Origin of the sequence: Salinithrix halophila, from assembly GCF_042650125.1 — a bacterium.
Lineage (GTDB): Bacteria > Bacillota > Bacilli > Thermoactinomycetales > DSM-45169 > Salinithrix > Salinithrix halophila.
The window spans coordinates 1-21755 of record NZ_JBHSAP010000003.1; the positions used below are offsets into that span (position 1 = coordinate 1).

The 21755-nt window shown below is 50.7% G+C and carries 22 protein-coding genes and 1 riboswitch; of the genes, 7 read left to right on the forward strand and 15 right to left on the reverse strand.

Annotation, left to right across the window (positions count from 1 at the left end; genetic code table 11):
* The 6 genes from ACFOUO_RS00300 to ACFOUO_RS00325 form a co-directional block, all read left to right on the forward strand.
* A partial coding sequence (locus ACFOUO_RS00300; protein WP_380701015.1) for a hypothetical protein occupies positions 1-251 on the forward strand: 251 nt, incomplete at its 5' end.
* Between the two features lie 204 nt (positions 252-455).
* Positions 456-935, forward strand: a complete 480-nt coding sequence (locus ACFOUO_RS00305; protein ID WP_380701017.1) for a COG2426 family protein — start codon at positions 456-458, stop codon at positions 933-935.
* A 115-nt stretch (positions 936-1050) separates the two neighbouring features.
* Positions 1051-1875 carry a DUF2935 domain-containing protein gene (locus ACFOUO_RS00310; RefSeq protein ID WP_380701019.1) on the forward strand — a complete coding sequence of 275 codons (825 nt, stop codon included), beginning with the start codon at positions 1051-1053 and terminating at the stop codon, positions 1873-1875.
* 57 nt (positions 1876-1932) lie between these two features.
* Positions 1933-3444, forward strand: a complete 1512-nt coding sequence (locus ACFOUO_RS00315; RefSeq protein WP_380701021.1) for a spore germination protein — start codon at positions 1933-1935, stop codon at positions 3442-3444.
* Positions 3444-4547 carry a GerAB/ArcD/ProY family transporter gene (locus ACFOUO_RS00320; protein WP_380701023.1) on the forward strand — a complete coding sequence of 368 codons (1104 nt, stop codon included), beginning with the start codon at positions 3444-3446 and terminating at the stop codon, positions 4545-4547. The genes ACFOUO_RS00315 and ACFOUO_RS00320 overlap by 1 nt, the downstream gene beginning before the upstream one ends.
* Positions 4544-5641, forward strand: coding sequence for a Ger(x)C family spore germination protein (locus tag ACFOUO_RS00325; protein WP_380701025.1), 1098 nt, complete (start codon positions 4544-4546; stop codon positions 5639-5641). Before ACFOUO_RS00320 ends, ACFOUO_RS00325 begins: the two co-directional genes overlap by 4 nt.
* Before the next feature lie 385 nt (positions 5642-6026).
* On the opposite strand, the gene ACFOUO_RS00330 is transcribed toward ACFOUO_RS00325, so the two are convergent.
* The 7 genes from ACFOUO_RS00330 to ACFOUO_RS00360 all read right to left on the reverse strand — a co-directional run bounded on the left by ACFOUO_RS00330 (position 6027) and on the right by ACFOUO_RS00360 (position 14201).
* Positions 6027-7145 (reverse strand): peptidase MA family metallohydrolase, encoded by a 1119-nt coding sequence (locus tag ACFOUO_RS00330; RefSeq protein WP_380701027.1) that lies wholly within the window; start codon positions 7143-7145, stop codon positions 6027-6029.
* Positions 7146-7432: 287 nt separating this feature from the next.
* On the reverse strand, positions 7433-8941 hold the full coding sequence (locus ACFOUO_RS00335; RefSeq protein ID WP_380701029.1) for a tripartite tricarboxylate transporter permease: 1509 nt from the start codon (positions 8939-8941) through the stop codon (positions 7433-7435).
* 15 nt (positions 8942-8956) lie between these two features.
* The gene (locus ACFOUO_RS00340) at positions 8957-9403 is read right to left on the reverse strand and encodes a tripartite tricarboxylate transporter TctB family protein (protein ID WP_380701031.1); all 447 of its coding nucleotides are present in this window, start codon (positions 9401-9403) and stop codon (positions 8957-8959) included.
* A 95-nt stretch (positions 9404-9498) separates the two neighbouring features.
* The gene (locus ACFOUO_RS00345) at positions 9499-10512 is read right to left on the reverse strand and encodes a Bug family tripartite tricarboxylate transporter substrate binding protein (RefSeq protein ID WP_380701033.1); all 1014 of its coding nucleotides are present in this window, start codon (positions 10510-10512) and stop codon (positions 9499-9501) included.
* Between the two features lie 167 nt (positions 10513-10679).
* Positions 10680-12005: an NCS2 family permease gene (locus tag ACFOUO_RS00350; protein ID WP_380701035.1), complete on the reverse strand. Its 1326-nt coding sequence runs from the start codon at positions 12003-12005 to the stop codon at positions 10680-10682.
* A 25-nt stretch (positions 12006-12030) separates the two neighbouring features.
* The gene (guaA, locus tag ACFOUO_RS00355) at positions 12031-13569 is read right to left on the reverse strand and encodes a glutamine-hydrolyzing GMP synthase (RefSeq protein ID WP_380701037.1); all 1539 of its coding nucleotides are present in this window, start codon (positions 13567-13569) and stop codon (positions 12031-12033) included.
* Between the two features lie 134 nt (positions 13570-13703).
* A riboswitch (purine riboswitch) is annotated at positions 13704-13805 on the reverse strand.
* A 132-nt stretch (positions 13806-13937) separates the two neighbouring features.
* Positions 13938-14201, reverse strand: a complete 264-nt coding sequence (locus ACFOUO_RS00360; RefSeq protein ID WP_380701039.1) for a YciI family protein — start codon at positions 14199-14201, stop codon at positions 13938-13940.
* A 236-nt stretch (positions 14202-14437) separates the two neighbouring features.
* On the opposite strand from ACFOUO_RS00360, the gene ACFOUO_RS00365 reads away from it, so the two are divergent.
* Positions 14438-15298 (forward strand): cation diffusion facilitator family transporter, encoded by an 861-nt coding sequence (locus tag ACFOUO_RS00365; RefSeq protein WP_380701041.1) that lies wholly within the window; start codon positions 14438-14440, stop codon positions 15296-15298.
* Here ACFOUO_RS00365 and ACFOUO_RS00370 read toward each other — a convergent pair whose 3' ends face one another.
* The 8 genes from ACFOUO_RS00370 to ACFOUO_RS00405 all read right to left on the reverse strand — a co-directional run bounded on the left by ACFOUO_RS00370 (position 15299) and on the right by ACFOUO_RS00405 (position 21683).
* Positions 15299-16282, reverse strand: a complete 984-nt coding sequence (locus ACFOUO_RS00370; protein ID WP_380701043.1) for an anti-sigma factor — start codon at positions 16280-16282, stop codon at positions 15299-15301.
* A 243-nt stretch (positions 16283-16525) separates the two neighbouring features.
* On the reverse strand, positions 16526-16732 hold the full coding sequence (locus ACFOUO_RS00375) for a CDGSH iron-sulfur domain-containing protein (RefSeq protein WP_380701045.1): 207 nt from the start codon (positions 16730-16732) through the stop codon (positions 16526-16528).
* Positions 16733-16825: 93 nt separating this feature from the next.
* On the reverse strand, positions 16826-17674 hold the full coding sequence (locus tag ACFOUO_RS00380) for a YihY/virulence factor BrkB family protein (RefSeq protein WP_380701047.1): 849 nt from the start codon (positions 17672-17674) through the stop codon (positions 16826-16828).
* 276 nt (positions 17675-17950) lie between these two features.
* Entirely contained in the window at positions 17951-19594 is a 1644-nt protein-coding gene (gene groL / locus ACFOUO_RS00385; RefSeq protein ID WP_380701049.1) for a chaperonin GroEL, read from the reverse strand.
* A 57-nt stretch (positions 19595-19651) separates the two neighbouring features.
* Positions 19652-19933 carry a co-chaperone GroES gene (gene groES, locus ACFOUO_RS00390; RefSeq protein WP_380701051.1) on the reverse strand — a complete coding sequence of 94 codons (282 nt, stop codon included), beginning with the start codon at positions 19931-19933 and terminating at the stop codon, positions 19652-19654.
* A 44-nt stretch (positions 19934-19977) separates the two neighbouring features.
* A complete protein-coding gene (locus tag ACFOUO_RS00395; RefSeq protein WP_380701053.1) occupies positions 19978-20145 on the reverse strand; it encodes a hypothetical protein in 168 nt (55 codons plus the stop codon).
* A 13-nt stretch (positions 20146-20158) separates the two neighbouring features.
* Complete coding sequence (gene tatC, locus ACFOUO_RS00400) at positions 20159-20947, reverse strand: twin-arginine translocase subunit TatC (RefSeq protein ID WP_380701055.1); 789 nt, start codon at positions 20945-20947, stop codon at positions 20159-20161.
* 55 nt (positions 20948-21002) lie between these two features.
* Positions 21003-21683, reverse strand: a complete 681-nt coding sequence (locus tag ACFOUO_RS00405) for a redox-sensing transcriptional repressor Rex (RefSeq protein ID WP_380701057.1) — start codon at positions 21681-21683, stop codon at positions 21003-21005.
* Positions 21684-21755: the final 72 nt, after the last annotated feature.

Consider the following 21755-nt stretch of genomic DNA (forward strand, 5'->3'; position numbering starts at 1 on the left):
CAGGATCAAACTCTCCGATAAAGGTGAGCTTGAAACGCTCAAATGAATTAACAAGGTCGAATCAATTGCTCTTCAGTTTTCAAGGAACGCTTTGTTGTTCCCGCTGTTTTGGCGGTGCCGCTCTCTTGCGGCGACAAGATCTATCCTATCAAATCTATCGGATCCTGTCAACAACTTTTTTTGCGGGTTTTTCCGAGGTCCTGTCGAAACCTGCTGTTTCTCAAGGGCAAATAATACTTTATCATGCATGAAGACACAGGTCAAGAGTATTTTTCCCTATGAGGTTTCCAATCATACACAGCATGATATTCGTGTGATGAGGACGTATGTCGCTTCCAATCCTCCCGCCTCCATCGTATACTATTATAGAAGGTAAGCCTTATCGGCTTTGCCCAGGTCTCCAGGCTGCCTGTTAGAGAACGAAGCCTGGACAGGAGAGGAGAAGAACATTTCTTATGATGGACTGGCTCTCGTGGTTTCCCAAAGAACTTCAAGTATTAATCATGGCGGGACTTCCTTTTGTCGAATTACGGGGAGCCATTCCCTTCGCCACACTGATAGGATTACCCGCTCGTGAGACCCTTATATTGGCGATCGTCGGTAATCTGATTCCGATCCTACCCTTGATTTACTTCTTTCAACCTTTGACCGAACGCCTTTACGCTTGGTCACCCCGGGCCCGCCGTTTTTGTGAAAGGGTTCAACAGAAAGCGGTGGAAAAAGGGGATTCGATCCGCAAATACGGCGCCCCGGTCGGCCTATTTCTGTTCGTGGCCATTCCTTTCCCTGGAACCGGCGCCTACACTGCTTGCTTTGCAGCTGCCTTTTTCCAGGTGCCTTTCGGAATCTCCTTCGGTGCCATCGCAGCAGGCACCATCTGTTCCGGCTTACTGTTCGCAGCGTTGAGCCATCCTTTAGCCTATCTCTTCCATTGAACACGTGAACAAGAAACGGCCTCTGGATTTCCGGGGGCCGTTTCTTGTTGTGGAATGCAAATTCCCTTTGCTACCCACATAGTTTGAAATAGAGGTTGATGGGGAGGGAAAAGCATTGAAGCTGAGCGTATGGGAGGAGCACCGTTTCTGGTTGGAAATCTTAGAGGATCATGCCCGATTTGTCTTTGAATTTCTGTCACCCGATGAAAAGGAGTGGATTGAGCAAGCGAGAACCTATATGCACAGTTTCAAAACACTCCGTCAGCACCTTCAGGAGATAGACCGGAATGCAAGCCCATCCTCTCCTGAAATGATCCGTTTCGCTAAGGAGGCTCAACCTGTCGCATCGGGATATTATCGGCTAGAATGTATGATTCAAAGCCTACGTATCCAAAACCAGATCATCATTAATACAACGCCCACCTATTTTAACGGGACACTGGCTGAAAACGGAGAATATCTCCGGCTGCTCTCCTATTATGTCCATGGTCTAGAGGCGCCGCCTCTGCCATTGGCAGAATTATTGGAGCTCTGGCTCATCGACCAATTGGGGCATGCGCTGTTGCTGATCAGCCACATCGATCCCGTTGAAGTGGGGGTCAAGGTGCAAGCGGAGCGATTCCAGGCCGTCTTCCAGACTTTCTTAAACCAGAACCGGGTTCTGACAGGATATATGCGAACCCAATCACCAGGCTTCCCCAGACAAATGAAGCTGGCGGCGGAAGTAGGGGTGCAAGTCGTTCAATTTTATGCTTTTATCTATCAGGTGGTTCGCGATTACCAGAATGAGATGCTGATGAACAAAACCACTCTCCGGTTTTTGGAACATCACTTTCCGGAAGCCTGCTATTTCCTGATTAAACTGTCACTTTATATTCCTGGAATCCAACTTCCGGCTAACTGTTCTTTGACAAAGCCTCACCGCTTCCCTACTGTATAAATCCCTCCGATTTCGCTTACGCTACAAGAATCAACTGGGCTAAAAAGAGGGAAGAAGATGAGTCTTTTCCGTCGGTGGAGAAAAGAAGGTCAGAATCGCTCCACAGGTAAACCCCTATCAACAAGGATCGGGGATAACTTGACAGAACTTCAACGGCGCTTTCCCCATGCCCCTGATTTGGTCATCCGCCGCTTCCAAACAAAAGCTGGTGATGAAGTTGCTTTGTTTTATCTCGAAAATCTGGTGGACAAAATTGCTATCAATGACCAAGTGCTGCGCCCGTTGATGTATGACTTGCCATCCGTTGAAAATTTGGATCAACCCGAACTTCCCATCGGAAAAACAGAGACCGCATCGGATTGGGCCAAAGTTGAAGCTTCTCTTTTCGAGGGAAAAAGCATCCTTATTCTAGAAGGCCATCATTCAGCCCTCCTATTTTTCACACAGGGATGGCCCCAACGGGCGATTCAGGAGCCCCAGGTAGAATCCACCCTTAAAGGCGGGCATCAGGGTTTCGTAGAAACGGCCACGCAAAATCTTGCACTCATCCGTACTTACTTGAATCATCGGGAGCTACATATTAAGAAGTATACATTGGGACTGCGGGGGAATATTGAAGCTTATATCGTGTATCTGAATGATATCGTACAACCCGATTATGTGGCGGAGATGGAAGACCGTATTCAACAGATTCATGTAGATACCGTTCTTAACACCGGCGAATTGGAACAATATGTGGAGGATCATCCTTTTGCCCTGTTTCCTCAATTTCTTCACACGGAACGGCCGGACACGGTTGTGTCTCAGATCCTCCAAGGGCGAATCGCCGTATTGGTCGACCGCTCCCCTTTTGTCATGATTGGACCCGCCACGTTCACAACTTTTTTCCAAAATGTTGATGACTACAGCGTCCGTTGGCTAGTGGCGTCTTTTCTGCGCCTTTTGCGTTTTTTTGCCTTCTTCATTGCGATCAGCTTACCCGCTCTTTATATCGCGGTCATCTCCTTTCATTATGAAGTGATTCCCTTCGACTTGATGCTTTCCATCGCTACCTCCAGAGTTCGAGTGCCTTTCCCCCCGATTCTGGAAGCATTGTTAATGGAAGCGGCCATTGAGATGATCCGAGAAGCCGGGGTCCGCCTCCCATCCCCCGTAGGACAGACCATCGGGGTCGTAGGAGGGATTGTGGTAGGACAAGCTGCCGTACAGGCGGGGATCGTCAGCAATATCATGGTCATCATTGTGGCCATTACCGCGATTTCATCCTTTATCATCCCCAACCACGATATGGCCTTCGCCGTCCGTCTCGTTCGATTCCCGATGATGCTGATCGCTTCCCTGTTCGGGATGGTGGGGATCGCGATCGGGCTCATCGTTCTGTTCGTCCATATTATCAACATGGAATCCCTGGGCCAACCTTACGGCAGCCCTTTCGCACCAACTCGTCTTCCCGACTGGAAAGATACCTGGATTCGGGTCCCCCTCTGGAAAATGAATACCCGGCCCTTGTCCCCTCACCCCCTGCAACGGCGCCGGCAAGGTCAGACCCGAAAGGGTGAGGATGACTGATGGAACGCTCTACCTTCAACCAACTTTCTCTTTCCCAATACGTATTCATCATCTACAAAACCCAAATCGGAATCGGTGTTCTCACCCTGCCCCGAGATGTGGCGGAACAAGCAGGAACAGACGGTTGGATCTCTATTGTCATCGGCTGGGCCGTTTCCGTCGCACTCAGTATTCTGATCGTCAAAATCATGGAAAAGCATCCCGAAGACACCCTTTATGACCTTCTCCCGAAAATCTTTGGCAAGTGGATGGGAAAGGGGCTTTCGTTGTTATGGGTGCTTTATTCCCTCTTTGCCGCGTCCACGGTATTTTTTGTTACACTTCACATTATCGAAGTTTGGGTTCTTCCTGGTGCTAAAGCCTATCAGTTGACAATCCTTTTTATGATTCCCATCCTGATGATTGTCCAGCATGGTTTAAAGGCGATTGGACGAACCGCCGACTTCGTCTATCTGGCCACGATCTGGATGCCTCTCATCCTGATCTTCTCCCTTCAAGAGCATGTCGAGTGGCTGAATCTTCTCCCCTTGATGAAGGAGGGGTGGAAGCCTGTTTTTGGGGCGGTGAAATCAACGGCCCTTTCCTTTCTCGGATTTGAAATGGCTTTTCTCCTGTATCCCTTCCTGAAAAACAAGAAAGCTGCCGTCAAAGGAATTGTCATCGCCAATTCCCTCTCCCTTTTAATCTATTTTATCGCCACGCTTTTCAGCTTTGTCCGTTTCAGCCCGGAACAAGTGAAACAATTCGTTTGGCCCACGCTCGTCCTTTTGAAACCCATTCAATTCCCTTTCCTTGAACGGTTGGAAATTACGTTTTTATCTTTTTACCTGTTTGTTTTGTTCATGACCGTTATCCCTTATTTTTATATGGCCCTATTCGGAACCATGAAAATTACAGGAAAGCAGGATCATCGTCCGCTGATGTGGGGAATTGCCCTGTCGGGAATCATCCTGATGTTATTTGTTGAGCCCTTAAGTACCGAGGTCAACCAATTACAAAAATGGTTCGGCAACGTGGGAATCCTGTATGCGTTTTTATTCCCCCCTTTCCTCTGGCTCATGGATCGCATCGTAACCCGAACGAAAATGGGGTCGATGAAATGAAAAGAAAGTTTTTGTACGGACTACAAGTTGTTCTACTCATCCTAATGCCTGGGTGTGGGGAAAAACTATACCTGGAGCAGGCAAGTATTGTTTTAGTGTTGGGTCTAGATAAGGAACAAGATACATACAAGATCTTTCATTCCAATCCCGTCTTCAACAGGCAAGCAGAAGAAAAGGTGGATATCACCACCGCCACCGGATCGACTCTGCGTGAAACCACCACACTCATTAACAACATGACTACAGGAAAAGTCGTAGGCGGAAAGCTGCAAAATATCCTGATCGGAAAACGGTTGCTAAGAAAACAGAACGCCTTCCCTTTATTAGACGTCTTGTTCCGGGATCCCAAAAATGAAACCAACGCGAGAGTTATCGTCGTCGACGGCCCGGTTCAGGATGTGATGTATGCCGACACACAAGATAAAGGAATGCTGGGGACGGTCATCCGAGATATTGTTGAATCCTCGAGTAAAAATGGCACCACGGTGCTGACTCGGTTGTTACAATTTCATCGACAGATATTTGATAAACGGATTACCCCCCACCTATCGGAAATGACCATGAAGAATGACGAAATTACGGTAACGGGAACCGCCCTCCTCGATCGACAGGGGAAATATGCGACTTCATTAAACAACAAAGAAAGCACATTGCTGTTGCTATTGCAGGGAGACACCAAACAATCGGTGCCTCTGATGCTTCATCAGAAACCCGGCGATCAGGAGGAAATCAGTATCAATATCGACAACTCCTCTGTTAAGGTATCAACTGATTTTCAAAAAGGCCGGTTTGTTTTCGACATCGGCATTCAAGTCGAGGCCTCTGTCACGGAACGCAAGTTTCCGATCGACTGGAAAAAGGAAACACCCCGAACAGAGTCTCTCTTGCAAAAGCAAGTGAAAAAGGAATGCGAAAACCTGGTCAAAAAAATTCAGCAACATCAATTGGATCCCATTGGATTGGGAATTTACGCCAAGTCTCATCGGTATGCAGAGTGGAAAAGGGTCGAAAAAGAGTGGGGAAAAGCTCTCTCCAAAGCAAAAATCACCATCTCCCCTGAAGTAAAAATCAAAAATTACGGCGTATCCATGTGACAAATCGACGTGGTCTTTATCAAAGCGGCCTTCATATAGCCCCTTACGCGATCGATGCAAAGATAAAACAGAAAAAGAAAAGGGAGAAACCAAACCATGAGAGTACCTGAGCAGGTGAAGGAGTGTCGGGTAGCTTCCCATTATTTGCGTACAGATCTCTCGTAAGGGTTCCTCCCGCTTATGATGATTGCCAACGCGATAGTGGGTTCTCAATAATTTCTTTACAGAAAGCATCTACATTTCACCTGCTTTCTTGTTTGAGAGCTGAGACCCTGCGACTCTGCGGAGTGCATATTAAAAACACCCCTAAAAAGCAGTTTCCTTTCAAGGGATATTTTTCGAAGCAGATTTGTATCATTCATCGAACTTTTAACAAAGGCTTTTTTCAGTCGGCGGAAGGGTCAACCGACGGCTTCGGTCGGGCACCGCCCTCCTCTTTCAGCGAACGAATCCAATCACGCTCCAATTGTTCCAGTGATTTCCCGTAAACCTTCCGTATGGCAGAACGGGTACGCCGGTTGATGAGAGGGAGCTTCTCCCCGCTGTCTCGATCCACCGCCGGGCTGAGTTCCAGGACCGCAAACAGCTGTTTTACCTTTTCCACTCCATATTGTTCCATCAGAAAGCGGAAAAATTGATCGCACTCCGCATAGTAAGCCTTGGCCTCCTTTTCCGGAAGGCTCTCCAAATGGATGGTCTCAAGACGCCCAAGAGACCACCTGGGCTTGACATAAGCTTCTTCCTCTTCAGTCCGGATCCCTGGGAGAAGGTGAGACTGAAAATATTCGGCAGCCCCTTCCTGAAGCCAATAAGCCGCGTTATCTCCAGTCATCTCACTGATCATCTGATGGGTCACCTCATGAACGATACCCGAAGAAAGCAATTTGCGGTCTGTGACAGCGGCCGTACCGATCAATTTGACCGACTGACCTGCCTCGTGCCATCCCCCTGCCCAATCAGGGAGGGAAAGCTTGATAGACTGGCGGAACACTTCCGGTGAGTGATACAACTTCACTTCCAAACGCTCAGCAGGATGCCATCCGAATTGGCGTTCCAAGCCGTGGACGGCGCGATCCGCCGCTTCCAGGGAGATCAAAGCCTGTTCCTTCAACCTTTCATCCGAATAATGAACCAACACGTCGCCTCGGGCGATGTGATAAAAGGGAAGGTCTGCGTCACGCCATCCCTTCTCCGTCTCCTGGAACAAAAGCGGAAATTTGACGGTTGTCGTCTTCCCTTTACGGCTGTATTGTTGTTCCAGCCAAACACGCACTTGGTGTTCCTTCCCAGGAATGAGGGAAATCATTTTCAGACGGAATGAACCCCGGTCAATCCAGCGGACGGCATCGTCAAACCAACGTTTCTGTTCCTGGATATACGTCCTCATCCCCGGATGAATCACCTCCAGAAACCGCCGTCGATCCTTGTGATTCACTGCATCTTCTTTTTGCTTGATTAACCGTGTGATCTCCTTTTCAACAAGCGATTCGTGAGCTTTTATCACCAAAGCATCTCCGGAGACGGGTCCTGCTCCTATGAGTAAGCACGCCGCAATCCAGAAAAGGAGTAGGTGCCTACATCCCTTCTTCATCCGTATCAATGGCATACCCTCCATAAAAAGGTGGTACCGATACGACTAGTTTCATACGGAGGGGGCCCCTTCATACCCCCTATAAAAAAACCGCTTCCCAACGAGCAGGTTGAGAAACGGCAGAAGAACGTCGAAATCCTATATTTTCCAATAGCATGAACACATCATCCGTCTTCAGCCCAAGTTTGTGACAAAACCCCTCATACGGAGACCCCTCGATCCCGTCTACGCGATGCTATCCACTGTTTCACCAGGGGGTAGAACAGGGATACCACCGTCACAGCCAGCAACGCAACGGTGATGGGTCGGTCCACAAAAACACTCCAGCTTCCTCCGGACAAGGTCAGGGACTGACGAAGGGATTGTTCCATCATACCTCCCAGAATAAAAGCCAGGATTAAGGGAGCCGCCGGAAAGCGGAACCGGCGCATAAGGAAACCAATGATGCCAAAGAGGATCAACAGATACAGATCAAAGGTGGCGAAGCTGACTCCGTACACCCCAATCATACAAAAGAGGATAACCAGGGTAATCAAAAGGGGCCTCGGAATCAGAAGCACTCGAGCAATATAAGGAATCAGGGGCAGATTCAGAACCAACAGGAATAGGTTCCCCACATACATGCTAGTGATCACCCCCCAAAATACATCCGGGTGTTCATTGAGCATCAGTGGTCCGGGCTGCACCCCATATACCAGCAGGGCTCCTAACATGACCGCTGTCGTACCCGAACCAGGAATCCCCAGGGTAAGAAGGGGAACGAAGGCCCCGCTACAAGCGGCATTATTGGCTGTTTCTGGAGCAGCCAACCCCTTTAAAGCACCCTTTCCAAACCGGGAAGGATCCTTGGCCAGGCGTTTCTCAGTCACATAGGCCAAAAAGGAGGCGATAGTAGCACCGGCTCCCGGCAATACTCCCAGTAAAAATCCCAATACGGACTGCCGCCCCGTCGGCCCGGCAATTTCTTTTATATCTGCTTTGCTCAACTTGAGGCTGCCTACTTCCTTCCAAGTTGAAAAGAGAGACTTCTTCCGGTTCCTGATCATGAAAGCCACTTCGGCCAAGGCGAATACCCCCAAAGCCACGATCAAAAAATCGATTCCTTCCATCAGTTCAGGTTTGTTAAAGGTAAACCGCTGGGTCCCCGTCTGCTGGTCAATCCCCACCGTCGCCAGTATCAACCCGACTACAGCAGAAATAAAGGCTTTAATGGTGGACCCTTCCGCCAGACTGGCAATCGCCGTCAACCCCAGTAACATGAGAGCAAAGTATTCGGGAGGTCCGAAACTGACCGCAACCTGAGCCAATTTCGGTGCCACGAGCATCAAAGCGACCACACCAAAGCTTCCCCCGATAAATGAACATATCGCAGCTATCGCAAGGGCTTTCCCCGCTTTTCCCTGCTGTGCCAACGGATATCCGTCAAATGAGGTGGCCACCGTTCCGGCTACACCTGGGGCGTTCAGCAGAATCGATGAGGTGGATCCGCCGAAAATGGCCCCGTAATATACCCCAGCCATCATAATCAAGGCGGAAGCAGAGTCCATGCCGTAACTGAGGGGGATCATGATCGCGATAGCACTAATCGGTCCCAAACCCGGAAGCATGCCGATGATGGTCCCGGCAAGCACACCGATAAAAACATAAATGAGATTTTCCGGGGATAGGGCCACTTGAAATCCGTATAGGATGCTATCCAATGTTTCCATGCTGCTTCCCTCCTTTTAAAAGGGCAAGGGGCCCTGGGGTAAGGTGATATTGAGCAGATAGGTGAAAGCGTAATACATCACCCCGGTAAAACCGAGGGCTACCGTTACATTGACTCCCCACCGCCGGTATCCTAGCAAGACTGTAACACCCAAAATGAAGGGGATGGTAACCAAAACGAAGCCCAACCACTCCAAAAAGAACACATACAGGAGAGTAGCTCCTAAAACAGTCCCCAGCACACCCCATTCCTTGCGAGACAGAGAATCTTCTTGATCGGCAGGAGTCTTCTCTCCGAAAAAGAATAACAAAACCGCTAAAACCAAGAGGAGCCAGCCCAGTCCGATAGGTAGTGCATCAGCGTCCATGACAGCCAATGCATAAGAAGGAAGGCGGTAACTGAAAAGAAGATATAGCACAGCGATAATCATCAACACAATGGACGCTTGTCGATCCCGTGTCATGGATTCGGCACTTTCTCCCGCGCAGAACGGGGAGTGCCTCCCTCCCTTCGTGAGTAGAAAAAGATGGCGGGGAAACCGCCATCCCAGTTCAACGGTTAGTGCTTCAGTCCTGCTTCTTTTATCAATTTTGCAAAGGTTTTGTACTCCTTGTCCATATGGCGACCGAACTCCTCGCCGGTCATGAACCCTTCCTCCCAGCCCAGTTTGTTAGCCTGGGCTTTCCATTCATCCGTCGCCAGCATTTTTTTAATTTTCTGTTCGTAGTACTTCACCGCGGCGGGCTCCATATTCGGAGGCCCCATGATTCCCCGCCAGACTGTGAAGGAATCATCAATGCCCTGTTCCTTCAAGGTAGGGAATTCAGAAACGGTCTCTCCTTTCAACCGCTTCTCCGCCGTAATCGCCAAGACTTTTACCTTACCGGCCCGTGCCTGTTCTGTCGCTTCGGCTAAACCGGTCGAATACACATCTACATGACCGCCCAGGAGGGCACTCATCCCTCCCCCGTCCTGCATGGATACGTATTTCAGTTTTTTCACTTCCACTCCGGCTTTCTTTGCCGCTTTCACAAACTGCATGTGATCCATGCTGCCCGGGGAAGAATCACCTACGATCGACGCGGCCTGGGGATTCTTTTTCAAATCGCCCATCAAATCGCCGATATTTTTCCACTTGGCGTCTTTCTTAACCACAAACGCTCCATAATCGGCGATCACTCCGGCAATCGGTGTGAAGTCTTTATGCCCAACCTTTGACTGCCCATTCAGTGGAACAAATAGAATCGGCGGAGAGGTAACGAAGAGCGTATGGGGATCCCCCTTCTTATTGGCTACATAAGACCATCCCACCGCTCCTCCGCCTCCCGGTTTGTTCACCACCGCCATCGGCTTATCCAAAAGCTTTTCTTTATCCATCGTCTTCTGAATAATCCGGGCGGTCGTATCCCAACCACCACCTGCACCTGCCGGTGCAATCATTTCAATCGGTTTCTTCGGTTTCCACTCACCGGATGCTCCGCTTTTACCGCCGGTACTTTGCCCTGTACAAGCCGCCGTAACCAGTGCAAGAGATATCGCCCCGATCCCGAGCAACCATTTATTCACTTTCATCGTATCCACCCCTTTTCCGTTGGGAAAGCGCTTCCAACTGTCTTCACCATAACCAATGATGGCGATTTTGTGAACTATATCGAAATAAACACCATTTTGCTCATTTTGTTCACGGACACAAAAAAAACCCGCTTCCCAAAGAAGCGGGTGAATCTGTTGAAATCACCTTACATACTACCCAAGAAAACAAAGCGGATGATAAATAGAGCAGCTAATATATAGATGATAAGATGAACCGATTTCCACTTTCCGGCGAAAATCTTAGCCAACGGGTACAGAATAAATCCAACAGCGATTCCGGTAGCGATGCTGAAGGTGAGCGGCATCATCAATACGGTCAGAAAAGCCGGAACCGCCTCACTCAGATCCTTCCACTCGATTTCCTTCAAACTGGCAGCCATTAAGACCCCGACGATGATCAGAGCTGGGGATGTGATCGCCGCTACAGAAGCGAAGGCCTCGACCAGTGGGAAAAAGAAGATGGACAGGAGGAAGAGCAACCCGGTGGTAACTGCCGTCATTCCCGTCCTTCCACCAGAAGCCACTCCTGCGGTGGACTCGATGTAAGACGTTACCGTGGACGTCCCCAAGGCTGCACCCGACATCGTAGCGACGGAGTCAGCAGTCAAGGCTCGTCCCGCCCGAGGAAGTTTGTTGTTTTTCAAGAGCCCGGCTTGGTTGGAAACGCCGACCAAGGTGCCCGCTGTGTCAAAAAGGTCCACGAACAGGAAGGCAAAGATAATCGCAAAAAAACCCATGTCCAAAGCCCCCATGATGTCCATCTGCATCAAGGTTGGGGCAAGGCTTGGCGGAGCATCAAAAATCTTGTCCGGCACCTGGACAACGCCTGTGACCATGCCGGCCACCGCCGTACCAATCATCCCGAAAAAGACAGCTCCCTTCAGCCCCCGAATCATCAGAAACAAGGTGAGCACCAGGCCGAAGAGAGTGAGGAGCTCCCCCGGTTTCAACAGATTCGGGTTGAGAGAAACGTAGGTGGCATCATTGGGGACGATAAACTGGGCGTTCTTCAGGCCGATAAAGGCGATAAAGAGACCGATCCCCGCAGAAACGGCATATTTAAGCCCCGGGGGGATCGCATTGATGATCAGTTCCCGCAGTTTGGTTACCGTCAACACCAGGAAAATGAAGCCGGACAGAAAGACCGCACCCAGGGCGGTCTCCCAAGAGACACCCATCCCAAGCACGACAGTGTAGGTAAAGTAAGCGTTCAAACCCATGCCCGGAGCAAGAGCGATGGGATAGTTGGCCAGAACGCCCATCAACAAGGTACCGATCGCCGATGCCAGCGCCGTGGCTACAAAGACGGCGCCAAAATCCATTCCTGCCTCTTTCCCAAGCAGAAAAGGGTTAACCAACAGGATATAAGCCATGGTTAAAAACGTGGTTGCGCCTGCCAGTATTTCCGTCTTCAGATTGGTTCGATGTTCTCGAAAGCCGAAATACCGGACAATGAAAGATTGTCGTTCCAAAACGTTAGCCACCCTTCAGTGGATGTTACTCCCATTCGATCGTGGCCGGCGGCTTCGAGGTGATATCGTATACCACCCGGTTGACGCCGTCCACTTCGTTAATGATCCGGTTGGAGATTGCCTCCAGCACATCATAGGGAATTCGGGACCAATCCGCCGTCATACCGTCGATGGAGGTAACCGCCCGGATACCGACCGTGTAAGCATACGTACGGGAATCCCCCATAACCCCGACACTCTTGAAATCGGGGAGGGCGGTGAAGTACTGCCAAATCTCCGAATCCAACCCTGCCTTGGCGATTTCATCCCGCAGGATAGCATCGGACTCGCGGACGATGGTGAGCTTCTCTTCCGTCACTTCGCCGATGACACGGATTCCAAGGCCGGGTCCCGGGAAGGGTTGACGCCACACAATTTCCTTGGGCAACCCCAGTTCTTCCCCGACTTTACGTACCTCATCCTTAAACAGGGTATTGACGGGTTCCACCAGATCCATCTCCATATCTTCCGGCAGCCCTCCGACGTTATGATGAGATTTGATCGTCTGAGCGGTATCCGTCCCGGATTCCACGATGTCCGTATAGAGGGTTCCCTGACCGAGGAAGTGGTGTTTACCCAGTTTTTCGGCTTCTTCTTCAAATACACGGATAAATTCATTGCCGATGATTTTCCGTTTCTGTTCCGGATCACTCACACCCGATAGCTTGGACAGAAAACGTTCCTGGGCGTCCACTTTGACCAGGTTCATTTGAAAATGATCGCCGAATGTGCGGACTACACTATCCGCTTCCCCTTTGCGAAGCAGCCCGTGGTCGACGAACATACAGGTTAACTGATCACCGATGGCACGGTGAATCAACGCGGCCACGACGGAGGAATCGACCCCGCCGGAAAGGGCGCAGAGGACGCGTTTGTCACCGATTTGGCGTTTTAACTCAGCGACTGTATCGTCGATGAAGGTTTCCATGCTCCAGTTTCCTTCACAGCCGCACACATCATACAGGAAGCGGCGAATCATCTCATTTCCGCCCTCCGTATGGCGCACTTCCGGATGGAATTGGACGGCATAAACCTTGCGGACCGGATCACTCATGGCAGCGACGGGAGCCGAATGCGTCTTCCCGTCCACCTGAAACCCTTCCGGAGGAGAGATCACCACATCACTGTGGCTCATCCATACCAGTTGATTCCGGCTCATTCCGTTATACAACGGGCTGTCGGATACCAGTTCTACCTCGGCTTTTCCGTACTCCCGTTTATGGGCTCGATCAACGACGCCCCCGTAGTGGGCGGAGATCATCTGCATCCCATAACAAATACCGAAGATCGGAATACCCAATTCAAAAATTGCGGGATCGCACTTGGGAGAACCGTTGGCATAGACGCTGTTCGGCCCCCCGGAAAAAACGATCCCTTTCGGAGCCATTTCACGCAGCTCTTCGGCACCTGTGCTATGAGGGATCAATTCACTAAAGACCCCTAAATCTCGAATCCGTCGGGCGATCAGCTGATTGTACTGACCCCCGAAATCCATCACCACAACGCGCTCCATCGGTTTATCCATCAGAAAGTCCCACCTTCTCATTCAGGAATGTCAACATAAAAAGACCGGCCACCTCGCACCGCTCCTACCCGGCGATACAAGACTCCGGTCCACCGTTCCTTCGCATAAAAGCACATCCATGCATAAAGAAAGGCACCGGTGACCCATATGCTCGTAGTCCGGCCGTTTACGGCAGCCGGGTAGAAACGTTCAGGCCGTATTCCTGAAAATATACGAGATAGATCTACCGTTCATTTTGGTTCCCGTATCCCATCTCAAAAACGCGATTTAATCATACCAATCGGCAGAATCCGGGTCAAGCAGTTGTTTCCAGGAGGTTGTTGCCAACAGTTTTCCCCCAGGCCTGGAAACCATTCTTTGGTGAAACTTTAATCCGTTACCATCGCCCACTCCCGAATCTCGAGACGACGGGCCCCCTTTTTGATATAGGGATCGCTTTTAGCCAGGGATTCCGCTTCTTCCGCTGTTTTCGCCCGGTAGATGACCATCCCTCCAGAGCCATCCTCAAAACGACCGTAAGCCCATATGTTTCCCTTCTCCTTCGATTCCCTCAGATAATTCAGGTGCTCCTCCCGGAAACGAGCGCTTTTCTCTTCATCCAACCTATTCAGAAATGCCACAAAGGCCTTCATGGTGCCCCCTCCTCTTTTTATCTTGAACGGATTTCTCATAACAACCTCTATCATAGTTCATCCGGATACTGAAAACTAGCATACCCGCTGTTTGCCGATCCCCTCTGGGTGTTGGAGAGAGGCAAGTGTTTTTTCTTTGCCCATGGAAACTTGATCAAGGCAATTCTCTTTCTATAGACCCACACCGGGTTGATGCTTTAACCTATGGATGACCTTACCGGGGAAAGAGGGAGTCGATGAAGAATCAAGCAGAATCGGGAGCTTGGGTTAGTATAGGAGCCTATATTCTCCTGAGCCTATTTAAAATATCTATGGGTTTATACACCGGTTCCCAAGCCTTGACTGCTGACGGGCTGAACAATGTGACGGACATTATCGCTTCCACCGGGGTACTCATCGGCTTGAAAATATCCAGGAAGCCACGAGATGACGATCACCCTTACGGGCATTCGCGAGCGGAAAGCATCTCCGCCTTGATCGCTTCCTTTATTATGGCGACAATCGGTTTACAGGTGTTGGGAGATGCCATTCAGTCCGCTTGGCTTGGGCAGGCAATCGCCCCGAACGCATTGGCTGCTGCCGTCGCCTTGGTTTCAGCTCTGGTGATGTTCGGCGTTTATGCTTTCAACCGGAGATTAGCCGATAAAACCAACAGTCATGCCCTTTCCGCCGTCTCCAAAGACAACCTCTCCGATGCCCTGATCAGCATCGGGGCTGCTGTTGGAATCATCGGGTCTCAGTTCGGTATGCCTTGGCTGGACCCCGTTGCAGCTGTCATCGTCAGCTTCCTGATCCTGAAAACTGCTTGGGAAATCTTCGCAGAAATGTCCCACCTTCTGACCGATGGTTTTCAACCAAAACGGTTGGTTCAATACCGGGAGACCATGGAGCAGACGGACGGGGTGCTAGCTGTCGTCGACCTGAAGGGACGCATGCAGGGGCACGATATTATCCTGGATGCCGTGATCGAGATGGATGCCCGCCTCAGTGTTGAGGAGAGCCATCAGATCACGGAAGAATTGGAGCAGGTGATGAGGGAGAAGCACCACGTGAAGGTCACGCATATCCATGTAGAGCCGGATTCTCCGGAATCCTGATCATTCCTCCTCGTACCAATTCCAAAAGTCCACTTCTCCCAATGACGCACCCGCAATCCAAGGTTCTTTTTTCAGTTTCAGTACCTCTTTGGTCAGCCCCGTAATAAGGGCACCAGAGAGTTTAATTCCGTTCTTTTCTAAGTAACCAATCCGCCGCTTGAGCTGCAGATCGGACTTCCAAGACGGGTCCAGCTTGGATTCGCCCTCTGCCAGCGTCCGCAAACTCTTCATAAAATATTTCTCCCGGTTAGCGGCGCTTCCATACGGTTCCAAGTCCGGGCCAACAGCGCTCTCACTTACGGTTTCAAAAAACCCCTTCGTTTCCACCTTGCGGGATGTCACCTTCTGATAAGGTTCCAGCCAACTATCCCCATAGGGAAATCCGATCGGCTCCCATGGACGTTCTTCTTCCTTTATTTTTTCGTCACCAGTATCGACGGCGAACCAGACAGGTGCAAAATCTTTCCCCTTCATCTTTTTCAAGACAGAAGCCGTAGAACGAGGATGATCAAAAACCAGGTAGGCTTCCACCACTGTGCCTTTCGGGAGTTTATCGAGCCGTTCCCATTCGTACCCCTCCGCATCTTTCGCATCCATGAAAGGTAAGCCTTTCGGTTCCTTGTCTCTCCACTGCCAGTCCATCCAGGTCATCTGTTCGAAGGTAAATTCCGTATCAATGCTCCCAGTCCTCACATGCTCCCCTCCTAACTGCCGGCAGAGTTCCCCGGTCATCTCCACGGAAAATAATCCACCGACAGAGGAGGAGAGGGGACCGCAGGATTCCGTTCCGGGTTCGGTTAAGGCGACAGTAGTCTCAACTAACCTCCTCAGCTTCTCATCCCGCGCCGGCTCGCCGCTGCCATAGTAAACGCTCGTTCCAATGGCCGAAATCAATCCCACCAGCAAAAGAACGGCAATCACCAGACATAACTGTGAAATCCACGTCCTTCTCTCCTTCAAAAACCCCGAATTTCTTTTTTTCATTACTTATCTTCCTTTCCACCATATTCCTTCCGTATATATACGGATGAAAAAAGAAAAGGATTCGTGAGATTCCTAACTCCGGAGACAAGTGGCCACAGATTTAGATAAGAAGGTGCCCAACGTCCTTTACCAAAGGGAAAGGGTATCTTCTTTATTAAGTGTCCGAATTGCGACGGATGAAGATAAAAACCCCCTCCTGGTTCCTTCTACCTGGAGGGGGTTTTTTTGAGTCTTTCCCTTTACTCACAATACCTTATCCGCTCTTACACAGTCCTCAAAGCTGCCGGAGTGGGCTCCGTCGCAAAAGGGCTTGTTTTGGGAAATTCCGCAGCGGCAGAGGGCAAACTGTTTCTTCGTTTCAAACACATTCCCTTCGGCGTCCACCAATTCCACGTCTCCTCGGACAATCAACGGTCCGCGGTCCATCGTCTGAATCCTGACATCCGCCATGATTGCGCCTCCCTTTTCATGATGGTTACAAAAGCATTGTTCACCTTTCCATGAAAGTTCAAACCAACATTTCGCGGTGACCGACGGGATCTTTCAAGAGGGGTCTGGGTCCCCCTGTCGCCACGGCACAGATCGAATCCGATATTCGTAAAGGATGGCATTCAACTGCCCGCCCATGATCAGGATCATCGCAGAAAGATAAAACCAGATGATCAGGACGATCAACCCGCCCAAATTCCCGTATATCAGGGAGTAGTTTCCCAAGGAGACGTAATAGGAGAATCCCAAGGAGATCAGCTGCCACCCCAGCGTGGCAAAAAAAGCCCCCGGAGCTGCTTCTTCCGTTTCCATCCGAAGGTTGGGAGCAAAGTAGTACAGGCAAAAAAAGGCCAGAAAGAGCACCAAGCTGGAAAACAGCCAACGCATCAAGGACCATAGCGACTCCGACCAGGCAGTGAGGCCCAATTGCGGGAGGATGGATCCGCTGATTAACGATCCGAAGATCGGGAAGAGCAGGGAGATCACCACTGCGGTGAGCAACCCAGCCACCAGCAGGAGACTTTCGGCCACCCCCCGCAGGAAGGGACGCCCCTCCTCCACCTGAAAAGTATAATTCAATATCCGAACCATGGATTGAATCCCCATATAGGTTAGCCATAAAGTAGCTAAAATACTGAAGGAAAGGAGATTCCCCCGCTGTACACCCAGGATGCTTTTCAGCGTGTTCTCGATCAGTTGATGAGTGTGGGCAGGAGCATAGGGACGGATGAATTCCAAAACATTGTCCGCAGATAGGGGGAGATACCCGATCAAGGTGATCGCCACCAATAGAAAGGGGAACACGGATAGAAGGAAATAATAGGCCAACTGGGCCGACAGGTCAAAAACCCCGTCACTAAAAAAGCGATTTTTCATCTCCCGGATCACCCAAAGAGTGTCCATGGGCCTGCCTCCTTTGTCCCTTTCGTTCCATGATTACGGCCTATCCATCGTAAATATGTTGTGCGCTTCCCCCCTTTTTTATGGCTTTTCTCCTTGTTTCGGTAACCTATGCTCGAAAGCCCAGGAAGCAATCCCTAACCCGGCTTTCGAGTATTACAGTAGTTGGGCCTATCGATAAACGATAAAAAAAGAGGCTTTCCATAAGCCTGTGCAGCTCATGGAAGCCTCCAATTTTACGTTACCCGATCTTCGGGTTTATTTAGGTTAGGGCGAGATTTACATCATGCCGCCCATGCCGCCCATGCCGCCCATACCACCCATGTCGGGAGCGCCACCGGCATTTTCGTTTTCTTCTGGTTTGTCTGCAACCACCGCTTCGGTGGTGAGCACCATAGCAGCCACGGAGGCAGCGTTTTGCAGTGCGGAGCGGGTCACCTTGGCCGGGTCGACGATGCCGGACTTGATCATGTCTACCCATTCGCCAGTAGCGGCGTTAAAACCGATGCCCACTTCTTCGTTCTTAATCCGTTCCACGATGACGGAACCTTCCAGACCGGAGTTGAAAGCGATCTGGCGCAGGGGCTCCTCCAGTGCACGGCGAATGATCTTCACACCGGTCAACTCGTCACCCGAAGCATCCAGGTTCTCAACGGCGCGCAGCACATTGACGAGAGCAGTACCGCCGCCGGAGACGATCCCTTCTTCCACAGCAGCGCGGGTAGAGTTGAGGGCATCTTCAATGCGGAGCTTGCGCTCTTTCAATTCGGTCTCGGTAGCAGCGCCCACTTTGATGACGGCAACGCCGCCAGCCAGTTTCGCCAGGCGTTCTTGCAGTTTTTCCTTGTCGAACTCGGAAGTGGTATCTTCCAGCTGCTGACGGATCTGCTTGACGCGGCTGTCGATCCCAGCGCGGTCACCAGCACCGTCCACGATGATGGTGTCTTCTTTGGTCACGCGAATCTGACGAGCGCTTCCCAAAGAGCTGAAATCAGCAGTTTTCAGGTCAAGGCCAAGGTCTTCGGTGATCACCTGGCCGCCGGTCAGGATCGCGATGTCTTCCAGCATGGCTTTACGCCGGTCGCCGAAGCCAGGAGCTTTGACGGCGACTGCGTTGAAGGTACCGCGCAGCTTGTTGACCACGAGGGTAGCCAGGGCTTCGCCTTCCAGATCTTCCGCGATGATCAAGAGGGGTTTACCCTGCTGGACGACTTTTTCCAGCAACGGCAGCACTTCCTGCACGTTGGCGATCTTCTTGTCGGTGATCAACACGTAAGGGTCATCCAGCACGGCTTCCATTTTGTCGTTGTCGGTGACCATGTACGGGGAGATGTACCCGCGGTCGAACTGCATCCCTTCAACCACTTCCAGCTCGGTGGCAAAGCCTTTGGACTCCTCGACGGTGATCACGCCGTCGTTGCCCACTTTTTCCATCGCTTCAGCGATCAGTTTGCCCACTTCTTCATCGTTAGCGGAGATTGCTGCCACTTGGGCGATGGAGTCTTTCCCTTCGATCGGCTTAGCGATATTGCGGATCTCTTCTACAGCAGCCGTAACGGCTTTTTCGATCCCTTTGCGGATCACCATCGGGTTAGCCCCGGCAGCTACGTTTTTAAGACCCTCGCGAATGATAGCTTGAGCCAGCACCGTAGCGGTGGTGGTACCGTCACCAGCCACATCGTTAGTCTTGGTAGCGACCTCTTTCACGAGTTGAGCACCCATGTTCTCAAACTTGTCTTCCAGTTCGATTTCCTTGGCGATGGTAACACCGTCGTTGGTGATCAAGGGAGAACCGAACTTCTTCTCCAGCACCACGTTGCGTCCTTTCGGACCCAGGGTGACTTTCACAGCGTTGGCGAGTGCGTCCACGCCGCGCAACATGGAACGGCGGGATTCTTCACTAAATAGAATCTCTTTAGCCATTGCTTGCGTCCCTCCTATGTAGGGGTTTTTTATTTCAAAGGTTCACGTACGGGATTGTCAGTCGACAACAGCCAGAATATCGCTCTCCCGCAGGATGAGGAATTCCTCTTCGCCCACTTTCACTTCCGTGCCCGCATATTTGGAGAAAATGACGCGGTCGCCCTCGTTTACTTCGAGTCCGACTTTTTGGCCGTTTTCATAACGACCGCTGCCCACGGCAATGACTTTCCCCTCCTGAGGCTTTTCCTTGGCCGTTTCCGGCAGGACAATGCCACTGGCGGTTTTTTCTTCTTTTTCGATCGCTTTCAGTACGACGCGATCTCCTAACGGTTTGATCACGAAAGACACCCTCCTTCATGAGGTGGAGTTCTCGTTGTTAGCACTCACTGATATCGAGTGCTAACACCCATAACCATAATATCTTCCTCCCTTCGATTTTGCAAGCCCCGCACCTCAATTTTTTTCCCTTTTTTCTTCCATTTCCATGCAGCCAGCTTTGTAGCAACAAAAAACAACAGAGAGCGTACTCCCTGTTGTTTTTTCTGACCCATTCCCCCGGCTCCATCACTCAAAAGAACTGCCCCACTCTTCCTCATCTTCCTTCCACTTCGCTTCGTAAGCTTCCTCTTCAGCGAGCATTTTTCGGTATACACGGTCTGACAGGAAGATACTCCCCTCATACAAGAGGATCAGTGGAATCGAGACCAGTATATTGGAAACCAAATCCGGTGGTGTCACCAAAGCCGCCAGCACAACCATCCCCAGCCAGGCATACCGGCGCCCCTTCCTCAGAAGTTGAGGAGTAACGATCCGGATCCGAGTCAGGAAGAGGATGACCACCGGCAATTCAAACAAGAGGGCGATCGGAAAGACAACCCGGAACAAGAAGCGAAAAAACTCGTACATCCCATAGGTTTCCTGTGCTCCCAAACGTTCCGTCAGGACGGCCATAAAATTGAGCAAGAAAGGAAAGACCCAATAATAGCCAAAACAAAGGCCCGCTATAAAGAGAAGCATCGCAAAGGGGATATAGCTTAGGGTGGCCTTCTGCTCCTTTTTAGTCAGGCCCGGCTGCACAAACTTCCAAGCCTGGTAAAAAGCCACCGGCATTGTGAATGCAAGGGCGACTATGAAGGCGAATTGCATATAGATCGAGAGGGCTTCTCCCGGGGAGAAAATATTCAATTTCACCGTTTTTTCCAATGTTCCGTTAAGGATATCACCTATCGTCCACCGGATGATGGGCTCCGCGAAAAACAGACCTATCATCAAGCTGAGAATGAAGGCGGCTAACACCATCAGGATGCGACCGCGCATTTCACCCAGATGCTCTGTCCAATGACGTTGATTCATGATATGGTACCTTCCCTCTTCCGGTTTCCTACCTTGCCACCGACAGTCCTATCCCTTAGCCTTCCCGGGTGGGGTCGGGCAATTCCAATGGAGGGACGTACTCATCGATAGGGAAATTTTTCAGGAAATAGATCAGCGTCTGCAACTCGATGGTTAGATCAATGTTGTGCATCCGAACATGAGGCGGGACTGTTAACCGGGCCGGGGTGAAGTTGAGAATACCCCGGATTCCAGATCGAACAATCCGATCCGTGGTCGCTTGGGCCACATTGGCCGGAACGGTGAGGATGGCCACCTCCACATTGTGCAGCTCTCGGACCTCCGCGAAACGCTCCATGGAATAGACGGGGATCCCGTCCACTTCTTGTCCAACCTTGCCCGGATCGGCATCAAAACCAGCAACGATCTTGGTATTGTGACTGCGGTAGAAGTTGTATCCAAGCAGGGCGGTTCCCAGGTGACCCACCCCCACTAGAACCACATTGGATACTTCGTCCTGACGAAGAAAATCCCGCAGGAACTGAAGAAGATAGTTCACATTGTATCCGTATCCCTTTTTCCCTAGTTCACCTAGATAGGAAAAATCGCGTCGGATGGTAGCCGGATCGATTTGCAGGGCATCAGAAAGCTGGGCTGAAGAGACCCGTTTCTTCCCGATGGCGTGGAGCTTTTCCAGGTATCTGTAATAAAGCGGTAACCGTTTGGCGGTTACTTGCGGGATTTTTTGTTCAGACATCGTATGCCTCCATACCCCGGGTCGTCCCCGGATTGGATATGGGTTGGATGAATCCATTATCAACCAGTCTCT

Excerpts from the sequence above, each read along its gene's own strand:
- ACFOUO_RS00305 (WP_380701017.1), top strand. The coding sequence starts at position 456 with ATGATGGACTGGCTCTCGTGGTTTCCCAAAGAACTTCAAGTATTAATC.
- ACFOUO_RS00315 (WP_380701021.1), top strand. The coding sequence starts at position 1,933 with ATGAGTCTTTTCCGTCGGTGGAGAAAAGAAGGTCAGAATCGCTCCACA.
- ACFOUO_RS00320 (WP_380701023.1), top strand. The coding sequence starts at position 3,444 with ATGGAACGCTCTACCTTCAACCAACTTTCTCTTTCCCAATACGTATTC.
- ACFOUO_RS00325 (WP_380701025.1), top strand. The coding sequence starts at position 4,544 with ATGAAAAGAAAGTTTTTGTACGGACTACAAGTTGTTCTACTCATCCTA.
- ACFOUO_RS00335 (WP_380701029.1), bottom strand. The coding sequence starts at position 8,941 with ATGGAAACATTGGATAGCATCCTATACGGATTTCAAGTGGCCCTATCC.
- ACFOUO_RS00340 (WP_380701031.1), bottom strand. The coding sequence starts at position 9,403 with ATGACACGGGATCGACAAGCGTCCATTGTGTTGATGATTATCGCTGTG.
- ACFOUO_RS00345 (WP_380701033.1), bottom strand. The coding sequence starts at position 10,512 with ATGAAAGTGAATAAATGGTTGCTCGGGATCGGGGCGATATCTCTTGCA.
- guaA (WP_380701037.1), bottom strand. The coding sequence starts at position 13,569 with ATGGATAAACCGATGGAGCGCGTTGTGGTGATGGATTTCGGGGGTCAG.
- ACFOUO_RS00360 (WP_380701039.1), bottom strand. The coding sequence starts at position 14,201 with ATGAAGGCCTTTGTGGCATTTCTGAATAGGTTGGATGAAGAGAAAAGC.
- ACFOUO_RS00365 (WP_380701041.1), top strand. The coding sequence starts at position 14,438 with ATGAAGAATCAAGCAGAATCGGGAGCTTGGGTTAGTATAGGAGCCTAT.
- ACFOUO_RS00370 (WP_380701043.1), bottom strand. The coding sequence starts at position 16,282 with ATGAAAAAAAGAAATTCGGGGTTTTTGAAGGAGAGAAGGACGTGGATT.
- ACFOUO_RS00375 (WP_380701045.1), bottom strand. The coding sequence starts at position 16,732 with ATGGCGGATGTCAGGATTCAGACGATGGACCGCGGACCGTTGATTGTC.
- ACFOUO_RS00380 (WP_380701047.1), bottom strand. The coding sequence starts at position 17,674 with ATGGACACTCTTTGGGTGATCCGGGAGATGAAAAATCGCTTTTTTAGT.
- groL (WP_380701049.1), bottom strand. The coding sequence starts at position 19,594 with ATGGCTAAAGAGATTCTATTTAGTGAAGAATCCCGCCGTTCCATGTTG.
- ACFOUO_RS00395 (WP_380701053.1), bottom strand. The coding sequence starts at position 20,145 with ATGGGTCAGAAAAAACAACAGGGAGTACGCTCTCTGTTGTTTTTTGTT.
- tatC (WP_380701055.1), bottom strand. The coding sequence starts at position 20,947 with ATGAATCAACGTCATTGGACAGAGCATCTGGGTGAAATGCGCGGTCGC.
- ACFOUO_RS00405 (WP_380701057.1), bottom strand. The coding sequence starts at position 21,683 with ATGTCTGAACAAAAAATCCCGCAAGTAACCGCCAAACGGTTACCGCTT.